Origin of the sequence: Arthrobacter sp. NPDC057009 (assembly GCF_042673905.1) — a bacterium.
In the GTDB taxonomy this organism is placed as follows: domain Bacteria; phylum Actinomycetota; class Actinomycetes; order Actinomycetales; family Micrococcaceae; genus Arthrobacter.
Genome location: NZ_JBHUSB010000022.1, coordinates 56,778 through 69,242, shown reverse-complemented (window position 1 = coordinate 69,242; position 12,465 = coordinate 56,778). Strand labels below are relative to the sequence as shown.

At 60.4% G+C, this 12,465-nt stretch carries 10 protein-coding genes; 7 read left to right on the top strand and 3 right to left on the bottom strand.

Annotated elements, in window-relative coordinates; translation table 11 throughout:
• Positions 1–90 precede the first annotated feature (90 nt).
• Positions 91–702 carry a nitrilase-related carbon-nitrogen hydrolase gene (locus tag ACFTR6_RS18900; RefSeq protein ID WP_377959044.1) on the top strand — a complete coding sequence of 204 codons (612 nt, stop codon included), beginning with the start codon at positions 91–93 and terminating at the stop codon, positions 700–702.
• A 363-nt stretch (positions 703–1,065) separates the two neighbouring features.
• Here ACFTR6_RS18900 and ACFTR6_RS18895 read toward each other — a convergent pair whose 3' ends face one another.
• Positions 1,066–3,849 carry a TrlF family AAA-like ATPase gene (locus ACFTR6_RS18895; RefSeq protein WP_377959043.1) on the bottom strand — a complete coding sequence of 928 codons (2,784 nt, stop codon included), beginning with the start codon at positions 3,847–3,849 and terminating at the stop codon, positions 1,066–1,068.
• A gap of 344 nt (positions 3,850–4,193) precedes the next feature.
• Between ACFTR6_RS18895 and ACFTR6_RS18890 the strand changes: the two genes are divergently transcribed.
• The 4 genes from ACFTR6_RS18890 (at position 4,194) to ACFTR6_RS18875 (ending at position 8,254) form a co-directional block, all read left to right on the top strand.
• Entirely contained in the window at positions 4,194–5,582 is a 1,389-nt protein-coding gene (locus ACFTR6_RS18890) for an MFS transporter (protein WP_377959041.1), read from the top strand.
• Positions 5,583–6,173: 591 nt separating this feature from the next.
• Positions 6,174–6,785, top strand: coding sequence for a hypothetical protein (locus tag ACFTR6_RS18885; protein WP_377959040.1), 612 nt, complete (start codon positions 6,174–6,176; stop codon positions 6,783–6,785).
• A 21-nt stretch (positions 6,786–6,806) separates the two neighbouring features.
• Positions 6,807–7,292: a hypothetical protein gene (locus ACFTR6_RS18880; RefSeq protein ID WP_377959039.1), complete on the top strand. Its 486-nt coding sequence runs from the start codon at positions 6,807–6,809 to the stop codon at positions 7,290–7,292.
• 518 nt (positions 7,293–7,810) lie between these two features.
• On the top strand, positions 7,811–8,254 hold the full coding sequence (locus tag ACFTR6_RS18875; RefSeq protein WP_377959038.1) for a hypothetical protein: 444 nt from the start codon (positions 7,811–7,813) through the stop codon (positions 8,252–8,254).
• Between the two features lie 35 nt (positions 8,255–8,289).
• Here the strand turns inward: ACFTR6_RS18875 and ACFTR6_RS18870 are convergent, their stop codons facing one another.
• Together ACFTR6_RS18870 and ACFTR6_RS18865 are read right to left on the bottom strand one after the other, a co-directional pair.
• Entirely contained in the window at positions 8,290–8,613 is a 324-nt protein-coding gene (locus tag ACFTR6_RS18870; RefSeq protein WP_377959037.1) for a hypothetical protein, read from the bottom strand.
• A gap of 7 nt (positions 8,614–8,620) precedes the next feature.
• Positions 8,621–9,259 (bottom strand): hypothetical protein, encoded by a 639-nt coding sequence (locus ACFTR6_RS18865; protein WP_377959036.1) that lies wholly within the window; start codon positions 9,257–9,259, stop codon positions 8,621–8,623.
• Between the two features lie 338 nt (positions 9,260–9,597).
• Here ACFTR6_RS18865 and ACFTR6_RS18860 point away from each other — a divergent pair, with 338 nt between their 5' ends.
• Both ACFTR6_RS18860 and ACFTR6_RS18855 read left to right on the top strand, forming a co-directional pair.
• Positions 9,598–11,112: an MFS transporter gene (locus ACFTR6_RS18860; protein WP_377959035.1), complete on the top strand. Its 1,515-nt coding sequence runs from the start codon at positions 9,598–9,600 to the stop codon at positions 11,110–11,112.
• Between the two features lie 521 nt (positions 11,113–11,633).
• Positions 11,634–12,320 carry a hypothetical protein gene (locus ACFTR6_RS18855; RefSeq protein ID WP_377959034.1) on the top strand — a complete coding sequence of 229 codons (687 nt, stop codon included), beginning with the start codon at positions 11,634–11,636 and terminating at the stop codon, positions 12,318–12,320.
• Positions 12,321–12,465 lie beyond the last annotated feature (145 nt).

The following is a 12,465-nucleotide window of genomic DNA, read 5'->3' as shown; positions in this document are numbered from 1 at the left end:
CGACTGGCTCCATGCCTACAATCACCACCGAGCCCACACCGCCCTCAAAGGTCAGACACCGGTCAGCCGCGTCACCAACCTCTCAGGTCAATACAGCTAGACGGCCCGGTCTGCCGGGAACTCGCCGCCACCGCGGCCCGCCACGGCATCACGCTGGTGGCGGGCGTGGTGGAAACGTCCGACGAGGAGGGCCGGGCGTACAACACACTGGTGGCTTTTGACTCTTCCGGTGCATTGGTGGCGGTCTACCGGAAGATCCACCTGTTCGACGCGCAGGGCTTCGGGGAATCGATGTTCATCAAGCCGGGCCCGTCCACCGAGCCGGTGGTGTTCGAGGCCGGGGGAGCGGTTTTCGGGCTGATGACCTGTTACGACCTGCGGTTCCCGGAGCTGGCCCGTTCCCTGGCCGACGCCGGCGCGCAGGTTTTGCTGGTCTGCTCGTCCTGGGTGCCGGGCACGCACAAGACGGAGCAGTGGCTCTCTTTGAATGCGGCCCGGGCGATCGAGAACAGCGTGTACGTTGCGGGCGTCTGCCAGGCGCCGCCGGTGTCCGTCGGGCGGAGCCTGCTGGTGGATCCGATGGGGTACGTGGAGGCGGATCTTGGGCCGGAGCCGGGGGTGCTGACGGTGGAGGTTTCGTTGTCTACTGTGGCGCGGGTGCGGGAGCAGTTCCCTATGTTCCGGCAGCGGCGACTGGGGTAGGGGCGACGCCTGCCACCTACGCAGGTCCCAATTGAAATCGTCCAATTGGCCAACCTGGATGTTGTTGTCTGGACCCCGACCGCCATCCTCACGTTGCTCGCCGGCCATCTGGTCCCTATCGCCAAAGCCGCTGCCAGTGGCTAGGTCCAAACGATGCCTCCCGTCAGTCCGAGCGGGAGGATCCGGCGAGTAGCGGCTAAAAACCCTGGCGCCGCCACCCGCCCCCACCGAAGCTTAACCACCACGCAAGCCCGAGGCCGGCAAGCATCTGCGGAAGCGCCGAGGTGCAGGCCGAAATGGACCCGCGTCACGCGTAGGTCCTCCACATCTGTGCCAGCTTGGGAACCGTGCAAGGACTGCTGTCTATACGCGGTACTTATCCTTGCGCTTCCTGAACGCTTCGGCCCCACCGTCCAATATCTCGCAGGCGTGTTCGCGGATTCCGCTTGTCGACAGCACGAAGTCGTGCTGTCGCTTGGGGATGCTGTGCTCCAGGGACCCGCCTAGGTAGTCGAAGGTTCGCGAGGCATGGTTTTTGCGGTCATCTCCATGCCTGTTCGCTACGATCACAAGTTCTGAATCGGCGCCGAGCACCAGATTGGCATTGTGCGTCACCATGACGATTTGGCGGCCGGTCTTCCTCTTGTTCAGGTAGGGAACGATGTGTTGATATATGGACCGGCTGTCGAGATCGTCTTCCGGCTGATCGATCAGCAGAGGCCATGCCTCTTGGGACTGGTTCAGAATCAGCGTGAGCGCGAACAGGCCTTGCTTACCCGGAGTCATGGAAGACGGAGCGAAACCACCGATCCGATCACCATCTAAGCATGCGAGGAATCGGATTTCCTCCGTTACCGTGAGGACGTTGCTTGCCACCTCTCGGTGAGACCGCCCTTGCTTGATCTTCTGTCGGCCTGAAGCCAGAGCTTCTAGGAAGTCACCAGTTTCCGATCTGATCAAATCGAGGTGGATAGCACCCGTTTCTTTGTCCACGTAGTGGTTTGATCGTTGGTTGAAATCCTGAGACAGAGTATCCAGTCTCTCCTGCTCATGACCTATTTCTAGGTCCAGCTCAATATCGTCAAGCACGGGCATCTTGCCCTCAAACTGCTGCTTCAACCCTTGAAGGTGCTCCAACCTAGCACTGGTCGCGGTGGAGATCTTATCCAGTTCAGAGGCCTGCTCATCTTTCAGCCGGTTGAGATTCTCCTCCTGTACGCTTATCAGGTTCAACAGGGCATCCTGCTTCTTGAGGCTCTGGACGATGACCTCCAGCTCCGTATTCTTGCCGTTCTTGGCGATCAGTTCGGCATTTTCGAGCTTCAGTTCTTGTAGAGAGCCGTTCAGCGCAACAAGCTTCGAGCGAGTCGTATCCGCATAAGCGGCTAGTGCGGTATTGACGGCCATCTGCAGCGGTTCCCTGACATCGTCTACCAAAATCTGGACGTCGCTAGCTAGGGCTTGGGGCAATTTGCTCAGAGGCTGATTGAGCTCAATGCGGACTATAAGGCTTTCGGCAGCAGTGTCTTCCGACTCGCCGGAAGAGATGAAGGGGGCCAGAGCCCTCTGCTCCTCTTCGTACACAGCGATGTCCTGCTCTATGTCGGCCATATGGTTGAGCACCTTTTGATAAAGGTTCGTTTCCTCGACTGATAGTGAAGACTGCTCCCGAAGTAGTTTTATACGTCCCTCTAGATTCTGCCTCTGGGAAGTAATGGCGGCTTTGTCACCAAAATCATGGATGGTTTGCTGGACTTGGTCAATCTCCTTGCGGAGCTCGAACCACTTCGATACTGCCAGTTCGATATGACTGTTGCATGTTGCGACCTCAGACAAAGCCTTCTTGTGGGCAATCTCGAAAGACGGATCCAGCCTGTGCAAAGCAGGTTTGATCTTTGCTGTGATTTCACTGGGTCGGCCACTGAGCGCGTACAGCGAATTCTGAGGAATGTAGATAACCTTCCCCTTTTGAACTGCAGGGTCCTCCCATTGAACCTCACACCCTGTCGTTCCCATATCAGTCCATTTTTTGCCTGCGGCAGGACCGGTGTCTTCTCGCTTTTGGTACTGCCCAGTCGCCATTTGCTGATCCACGGTATAGTCCGCGTCCACGGCGTGAGAGATGTAAGCAAGCAAGGCAGACTTGCCCGACGATCGGCTTCCGATGATTGAGGTCAGGTTCGAATTCAGAACTATTTCGTCTGGGAAGTCGGAAGATCCAGGGAACCGAACGCGAGAAATCACCTGATACGGCTCTTTCGCGTCTGGCTTGTGGGGCTGGATGCGTGCGCGGTCCTTGGGCTCGATTAGAGTCTGACATAGGCCAGCGTAGGTGGGATCCGCCTTGATCCACGTGACTTCATTACGTTGGTCGGCTTGCTCAATTGTCTTACCCAATCGAGATCCCAGCTGTTCAAACGAATGGGAATCGCATCCACTGAAAACAGGTTTGGGCCTTACAAAGGACCCCGGAAGCTCCATCCGGTCAGTTTGCAGGAAATACTCGCTGCTGCTTGAGGCACCGAAAAATCCGTCAGACAGCTGGTCGATTGCGTCCGTCAGGTTTTCCTTCCGACGCGCGCCTCGCTGCGGCCGTATACCGTCTCCTTTGCAGGAAGTAATGACCAACAGGTGTTCCTGCCTGTCGATGTCAGTGCCGAAAGTAGCTCGAACTGCTTCTTCAAGGGATTCGCGGCTCACGGTGGCGGATTCGTAGTCACTCTTATTCTCGAGTTCACTACATGCTCGCCTACGGCCCCCGGCAGCAATCAGTTCAGTCTTTAGATGGGACATGAACCTACTCGCCGTCCCGCTGTCGAGATTCTCCGGGAAGATAACATGAACGTTGACCTCTTCACCCTCTCTGTTGACTGATTCGTTCAGCCGCAGTTCCAGATTCGGAAGGAGTGTCTTGGTGCTCCTGGGGTACTTTCGCTTGAAAAACTCAATGAGAGCCAAGGTGTCCGCTAGGGCAAAGTAGTCGGTGATGCCGAACACGGCGACGTCTGACTCTTCCAGCGCCACGCAAAACCTGTCCCAGTCAGGCATGCCCTCCCGAGGTGTGTATCCGTCAGCGAGTTTCGTGCCGGGTAGATGAAGGTGGAGATCCCACTTGCGCCATTCGGATCCACCAGGAAATAACGACATGCTGCTTGTTCTGCCCCTCGTTGATTTTTCAAGTACCGTGCTGAGCCTAATCGAGGAACCGTCAGACCGAAGACGACTCGCAAGGGAAGGAGCCTTCGGCGCAGTCTTGGTTTCTGTGTTCTGCCCTGTGTCTGAAAATTCCAACGCCGAACACGCGTTTCAGAGTCGACTACATATGTCAACAGGAGCGTTTTAGGCACCGAGAGTTCAACGAATCTTGACTGCGAGTACCCGCCAGACATTGTCGCTTAAGCCACTTCTCGCCCGTGAGCCGAAGAACCGTCTCGTGGATCGGAAGGTCGTTTGGTTGGCTCCGTAAGCATCGTGTGCGGAAGACTGTTGCCGTGAGCAACTCTCCCCGAACTGGCAACCAGACCCGCCAGCGCACAGGCCTTGCAGTGGCCGGCCTCAGTCTGGGCACGGCGCTGAACCCTCTGAACTCGTCCATGATCGCCGTCGCCCTAGTGGTGCTGCGCGAGGATTTCCGGCTCGACGTCGCCACAGTCACCTGGGTGATCACCGCCTTCTACATCACCTCGGCAGCGGGCCAGCCGCTGATGGGCAGGCTTGCCGACAGGTTCGGACCTCGCAAACTCTTCATGCTCGGCATGGGGCTGGTGGCCGTCTCCTGCGCGCTGGCGCCCTTCTCGCCCAACTTCGTGTTCGTCTGCATCGCGCGTGCGCTCATGGCGCTGGGGACGGCGACGGCGTACCCGAGCGCCGTCGTCATGGTCGGCACCCTGGCCAGGCTGGCCGACACGACTCCAACAAGGCCGCTTGGCCGCATCCAGATGGCCAACACTTCCGGGGCCGCGGTGGGACCGGTGGTCGGCGGCCTGCTCGTGAGCCTGGTCGGCTGGCAGGCGCTGTTCCTGATCAATGTGCCGCTTGCACTGGCGGCGCTGCTCATCGTGCGGAAGGTTGCCCCGCCGGACGAGCGCAAGGAGCAGGGCAGCATTGCCACCCTGCTCCGCGATTCCGACATCCCGGGCATCCTCGCCTTCGTCGGCGGCATGGTCCTGCTGCTCATGGGCCTGTTGAATGCGCTGCCCGGATACCGCTGGTGGCTGCTCGGCGGTGCCATGGTCCTGGCCGTCCTGTTCGCCTGGCGGGAGCTGCGCTTCGACCGGCCGTTCCTGGACCTGCGGTTGCTCGGACGGAACCGGCCGCTGCTGTTGGTGTACCTGGGCTTCACAGTGTTCAGCGGCGTCTACTACTTTGCTTTCTTCGGGCTGCCGCAGCTGCTGCAGGAAGCCGGCGGCTACAACCCCGGTTTGGTCGGTGCGCTGATGCTGCCACTGGCGGCCATGTCGGTGGTCGTCACCCCGATCGCTGTCCGGGCGATCGACCGGTTCGGCGTTCGGCGGGTGCTGCTGGTCGGCGTCGTCCTTCTGACCATAGCGGCAGCGGCACTCTGGCTCCTGACCGCATCATTCACCGTCCTGCTGGTGCTGGCGCTGACGGCCCTGATGGGTGTGCCGTACGGTTCCGTGAGCATCGCCTTCAACCAGGGGCTGTACATCTCTGCCGCGGCGGAGGACAGGGGAGTGGCCGCCGGGATCTTCCAGACCTGCCGGTACGTCGGCGCCATCAGCGCCACCGTGATGATCGGCATCTTCTACGGCACGGGGGTGAACCAGGAGAACTGGGGCCGCGTGGTGCTGGTAATGCTGGTGCTGAGCGCGGTGACGTTCGTGGTGTCACTGCTCTGGCGGGAGCAGAAGGCGGCGTAGAAGAACGACGGCGGCGGCCGTCGTGGTGCGGAGCTGGGCTGACGAGCGTGTATCGCTACAGGGGCAAGGGGTATTTTCGGTCTTGGCACACTAGATCCAACTTCGTGCCGCGCCGACATCGCTGCCAGCATGGGAGCCCCTGCCCGGTAACTCCAGCAGTGAGAAGTCCGCAGTGCGCCGCCTCTGTGTCGTCGGTGCTCCGCTTGGGGTTATCCGCCCTTCTCTTCCATGTGTTAAGCGCGGAAATCCTATTGCGACGAAGAGCCTCAAGATTGGCTCAAGACTGAATCAACGTTGTCTCAAGATCACCGCAGTTTTGCGTTTGGCTGGAAGCGGATGAAATAGGCTCCTCTGGAGAAACAAATTCGGCTTAGAAAAAGGCCCGGCTACTTGCCGGGCCTTCGTTAATTGGGGAAGACGATGTCGAGCAATATAAAGGCATGACGTCGTTCTGCTGCCTTCCCCCGGGTCCACCCGGCCAACCCTCTGACCTCACGGGATCAGCGGGGAAGCAAATCATCCGATAACAGCACGGTGCATCGTCGTGAGGCGATGCACGCACTAAAACTTGCATTTGAGAGGCAATACACTATGAAGTGCACAAAGTCCCTGGTCACCCTTGCCCTGATCGGCTCTGCTCTGTCCCTGTCCGCATGTGGCGGCAGCAATGGGGCAGTGTCCGGCACGGCACCGACAGCTGAAACTGTGGAGAAGCAGGTCGAGACTCCAAAGCCCACGGGTCCCGCCAAGTCATCCCGCGGCAACTATGTCATGACTGCTGGCAGCAAAGCATTTGCAACGCAGACTGACCAGCTCACCGACAAGGAGACCGCCAAGTTCACGGTGGACTCGATCAAGAAGGGCGTTTGCACAGGGGAATATGTCCAGCCGCCCACAAACGGCAACATCGTGTTCGTAAAGGTCACCGTACAGACCCTTCCGGCGCTGGCAGAGTCGAGCTTCCCGACGTTCAGCATTAGCGCTCATGACTTCAAGTTCATTGCCAAGAACGGCACTACGTTCAACGGCTCGCTGTCGACCGCGGGTACGTATGGATGCTTGCCCGATGCGGAGACGTTCCCGAGTGCTGGCGTCGGTCCCGATCAGAAAGCCTCCGGGATCATCGTCATCGACGTGCCGCAGCCGGCTGGAACGCTCCTGGTCAAGAGCGACTTCGGTACCGGCTACGAGTACACCTTTTAGATTCCGAGAGGGGGGAACGCAATGAGCAATCAGTACGACGGACCAGCCAATTACCAGCCGCCTACGCAGTCTGCCTACGGTCAGATGGGTATGCCGCCCGTGCTACAGCCGGCACCGGAGCCAGGAAAGCCTAAGCGGAAGTGGCTGCTGCCGGTTGGCCTGGCTGTCGCTGGCCTGGTCCTGGGATTTGGGGCTGGCATGGGCGCCAAACCCGAGCCTGAAATTGTGGTGCAGGAGAAGATTGTTGAGAAGGAAGTCGAAGTCGAAGTAGTCAAGGAGGTCACGCCGCCGTCGTGCATCGAGGCACTTGACGTGACGCAGGAGGCGATTGAATTGTTCTCCACCTATCCGGAAATGGCGAACGATGCCGTACAGGCAGCTGGCACCTTCGACACGGCGGGGCTGCAGGCGGCTACTCGAAAGATCGAGACCTTCAACAGTGACTTGGGCAAGTTGACACCAAAAGTTGGCGCGCCCGTGGCAGCGTGCCGACTCGCGGCCGAGTGAGCAACCGGCTCGGAGGGATGTCCCCGCAGAAACTGAAAGAGGTGGGATCTGCCGGTAGCGCTGCTGACACTCAGCCTGCTGGTGCGTGACATCTCCGGATCGATGGGGACAATCGGTTCCGAAGGTCTCCTCAGCAGCGGTGGTCTACCACCCAAAGGCTGTCGAGACTGTGCTGGACACCTGCAGACAGGCTTTTAGCTGACAGATGATGGGCCTACCGCAATGGTGGGGTGGTGGCGACAACAACGGATGCTGAGTACGTCGGGAAGCCAAGACATCTCAGGCTTTGCTCGACTCTAATATGAAGCTAGGGGAGGCGGCGGGAAAGATCATGGACGTCGTCTCCGGACTACAAGGCCGCATGGAACTCGCCGCGCGCCGGCTAGTTAGACCGCGGAGTGCGGCCGGTTCCTTTGGGCCGGCCAGTCCAGGATTTCTTGGGGTCAGCCACGGCCCATCACGGTCCCGCACCGTACGTACGATCAATTGTTCAAATTCCAAGGGAGAGCAGGAAATTCATGGGGCAGTCCACATGGGCCAGAAGGATCACGGCTGCCGGGGCGGCACTAACACTGGCAGCGGCCTTGGGAGGATGTGCCTCAGCAGCAGTTCCTGCCGCCGCGCCTTCCTCAGATCAGCCGCCCGCCGACGGAGGAAGTTACGGCACGGTCTCGGCGCTGAAAGACGCAGTGGTGGGGGCCGGGCTCGAATGTTCGGCGTGGGACGAGCACAATTCGACAAAGCTCGCTGCCTCCTCGGGAAAGTGTGGGGACGATCTGATCATGGCCACCTATGCATCGGACACGTCCAAAGACGAGCAATTGAATCTCTGGAAGTCCTTCGGCGAGTACGTCGAAATGAAGGTACTTGTCGGGAGAAACTGGACGGTCAGTACCGACAGCGCCGCTGATTTGCAGAAGAAGCTCGGTGGAACCGTGTTCACAACGCCCGGGAAGAAGTAAAGCTGAGGGCACATCTCCGGAGCTGGGGCTGAGCGCTACGTGGCGGAGCGCCGGAGGCGGGCCAGGCGCGCCAGCCGCCTGAAGGCCAAGACAAACACGAGCTCGATCAGGACCATGAGCCCGACCAGCAGCCACTTCTCCTGACTGATGAACACGACGGCGCCGGTGAGGACCAGCACGGTCCCAAGGGCCAGGGCGTACACCGCGAACCCGAGGGCCACCTTTGCGCTGCGCACGCCGGTGCGGAAGCCAAAGCCCTGCGGCAGGCCGCCGGGCAGTCCCTGGACGCGGTCGTGACCTGCGGGCGGGAGCCGGTCGAACTCCTGCCACAGATCCTCGTCGTGATCGCGGTCGGTCATGCTTCCATTATCCCGCGCGGTGGGGCCCCTGCTCTGTGCCCAAGCCTTTATTGGACCCTGTCACCGTCCTATTCGAGTCAGCGCGAGGCCGCGCATCAGGGACCTCGTCACCTGCAGGGAGAGCCGTGCTGCCGGCGTTCCCTGACGAGATCTGCCGCTTGATCTGCTCGAGCTCCACTTTCAGCTGGTCAACGGTGGCCCGGTATTTTTCGAACTCGGCCTTTCGGCGCCTCTCCTGAATGTAGCTGGTGACGGCGGCGAGGATGCCAAGCGGGAACGACACCAGCAGGGCCCAGCCGGACGTGCCCAGGAAGCCCAGTGCTACGGGCAGTGCCTGTTTAAATGCGAGGAACGCGTTCACCTGGCCAACCACGTCGTTGAGGGCGGAATCCAGGGGGCCCAGAAACTGCCCCACCATGGGCGTGCCGGAAAACGACGGTGCGCTCAACGGCTGTTCCCCTGCAGACCAGCGCGGGTCACCGACGTGGTTCATGACGTAGATCCCGGCGCCGGCATTGAGGGCCGCGAAGAGCAGGACGGCACCAAGCACAGTCCAATGAAGTTTCCGGGGCCGCCAAACACCCACCGCAAGCGCGAAGACGGCGGCCGCAACCCAAGTAGTGATGCTGAGTTGGTCGCGGCTCATGCCGCCCAGTAGATCCAAAGGATTCCCCGTCCCCTCAGGGTTGATGCTGATGTCTGCTCAAGCCGCAAGCGAGCTTATCCCAGTCGCCGCCCAATCACGCACCAGTGACGCCGTCGTTGCAGCCAACTGATCTTGGGTCTTAGGCCGCCTGCCGCGTGAACAGGGATAAGACGGGGAACGGACGACGGCGGCAGCGAGAGTCGTGTGAATAGGCTGCGGTTTTCATTGTTGTGTCAGTTGGCCGGTGGGAAGATGGTGGGGAGTTGGGCACTAAGAGGGGGTGCCGGCAGAACGGCGGCGCGTGTCCAGTCCGAACAGACAGGGACGGTGACCGAGCCATGACAGAGCACCCTTTAAAGCAACGGCGACTGCGCGTATCCGACGTGAACGTCGTCAACCACCGCACGCTGCGCAAGGCGCTCGGCGGCACCATCGTCGGCAATACCATGGAGTGGTACGACGTCGGCGTGTTCGGCTACCTGATCACCACCATGGGCCCGGTGTTCCTGCCCGAGGCGGACAGGGCCGTGCAGAACCTGTTCCTGCTGGGGACCTTCGGCGCCACGTTCATCGCCCGGCCCCTGGGCGGCATCTTCTTCGGCTGGCTGGGCGACAAGATCGGCCGGCAGAAGGTCCTGGCCATGACCCTGATGCTGATGGCGGCGGCGACGTTCGCCGTCGGCCTGCTGCCCGGCTACGCGGTGTTGGGCATCTGGGCCGCGGTGCTGCTGGTGATCACCAAGCTGGTGCAGGGCTTCTCCACCGGCGGCGAGTATTCCGGCGCCACCACGTTTGTGTGCGAGCACTCGCCGGACCACCGAAGGGGCTTCTACGTCAGCTTCCTGGACATGGGCAGCTACCTCGGCTTCGCACTGGGCGCCGCGCTGGTGTCCGTCCTGCAGCTGACCCTGGGACAGGAACAGATGGAGGCATGGGGCTGGCGCATCCCGTTCCTGATCGCCGGTCCGCTGGGCATCGTGGCCATCTACTTCCGGATGAAGATCGAGGAGTCGCCCGCCTTCAAGGCCACGCAGGAGGCGGAAGCGGTGGCCGCCAAGCACCACGAGACCGCCGACGAGCTCCGGCCCGTAGGCCCGGTGGCGATCTTCAGGGACCACTGGCGGCGCATCGTGCTGGCCATGATCCTCGTGGCCGCCGGCAACACGGTGGGCTACGCGCTCACGTCGTACATGCCGACCTACCTGACCACCAACAAGGGCTACGACGAGGTCCACGGGACACTGCTGACCGTTCCCGTGCTGGTGGTCATGTCGCTGTGTATCCCGCTGACGGGTCGCCTCTCGGACAGGATCGGCCGCCGTCCCGTGCTCTGGATCGGGGCCATCAGCACTGTGGTCTTCGCGCTTCCGGCATTCCTGCTGATCTCGGTCGGCACCGTTCCCGCCACGCTCGCCGGCCTGGCCCTGGTCGCGTTTCCGGTGGCGTTTTTCGTCGCCATTCTCGCGTCGGCGCTGCCGGCACTTTTCCCCACAGCCCACCGCTACTCCGCCATGGGCATCGCCTACAACTTCGCCGTCGCGATCTTCGGCGGCACGGCCCCGTTCATCATCGCCGCACTCATCCAGGCAACGGGCAACGACCTGATGCCGGCGTTCTACCTCATGGCGACCTCGGCCATCGCGGCGGTTATCATCTACTTCTTGCCGGAATCCGCCCAGCGGCACCTGCCCGGCTCCATGCCCAACGTGGATTCGGAAGAAGCCGCTCGCGAGCTGGTGGCAACGCAGGACAACAACCCCCTGCTGGACGTGGACACGCTCCCGTTCGACAGCAGCTACGAGGAGGCGCGGGCGGCGCACGGGGGACGGCCCGACAAGCCGACGGTGATGTGAGCGGGACGCACGCCAAATAGAAGCCGCTCCGACTGCCGCTTTGTGGCAATCACACTCACACAGTTGCTTTGACATCAATCAGCTCGGGGAGACTGACCGGTGCGACTATGCTGACCGATAGGGGACAATAAGGTAATCCGAGGCAGTGAGTCACCCTGAGGGCTTCCTTCCCGATGCGCCGCACGCGATTTGCGCAAAGCTGGGAGATGGAGGGCTTGCGAAATCCCGGGGCCGTCAGCCTGACCCAGGAGGAATTCAAGGGGCATGTTTGACCGGTTCAATGCGAATCTCCGACGAAGACAACTCGCTGCGCTAGCTTCTTGTAGACCGCAACGGAACGTGGGTAGTCGTTTCTTGTAGGGCGCTGTGCTTTCCGCGGCGTACTACAAACAGGCGTTCGCACTGGCGAATCGAGGATCGATCCATGGGGTCATCGATCACTGCAAAATGGCCTGCAGAGATCCAGCCGGTATGATCCGCCTGTCAGCCCTAAACCTCCAGTCCATAGGATCAAGTCCTAAATGACCTTTGCCGTAGAGTCTTCCCCCGGTCCAATGGTGACCGATTGGATTCAAACCATTGCCACCATGGTCGGGATCTTGTTTACTGTCCTAGTCGCCGTTGGAGTTAGTAGGCGGGAGCATGAGCGCCAGGTTTTGCATCAGTCGAAGAAGGATGTCGCCGAAGCGTTGACCGTGTTGCGTACAGTCATGGACGAATACTTCGCAGTGAAAACTCTCACCGAGATCTCGACCGAGGCCGCGGACAGCGATATATCAGGACTGGACGTTCCTGAAATAAGGGCAGCGGCGGACCGCACCGATGAGCCGCTCGAAAAGCTCGAGTCACTATCAAAGCTCATTCAACTTACATCCCCGGAACAGATAAGCCAGAGAATGCTGAGTCTCGTAGCTGAGGTCAGCCAATTTCGCTTCTTGATATCGAAGACGCTGAACGCGCACATAAGAGCGGATCTGATGGCTCGTATAGGTAAACCGGAAGCACTTGGGCCTGTAACAACAGCAGAGGAATACGCGGCGCAGTGGAAACGAATCACTGAAGCCGAAACTCTGCTGACTGTCGTAGCTATGGACTACGAACGTTATTGGGGTCCAGGGGCGAAGATTCGTATGAGTTCTTTGATGCTGTGGTGGAAGTTCGAGTCCTGGGGGCGAAGAAAAGTGGATCTGCTCGATGGCTCAAAGTAGCGCGGGTCTGAGGCCCACAATCGGCAAACGTCTGAAGACGAGGGACTTCTAGGTGACGCCACTCAACCATCTGGCCATACGGTCGCACAGTGTGCTCCGTGTAATACGCTCGGTCGAGCATAGATGGGGAGCGTATCGGCCCGGG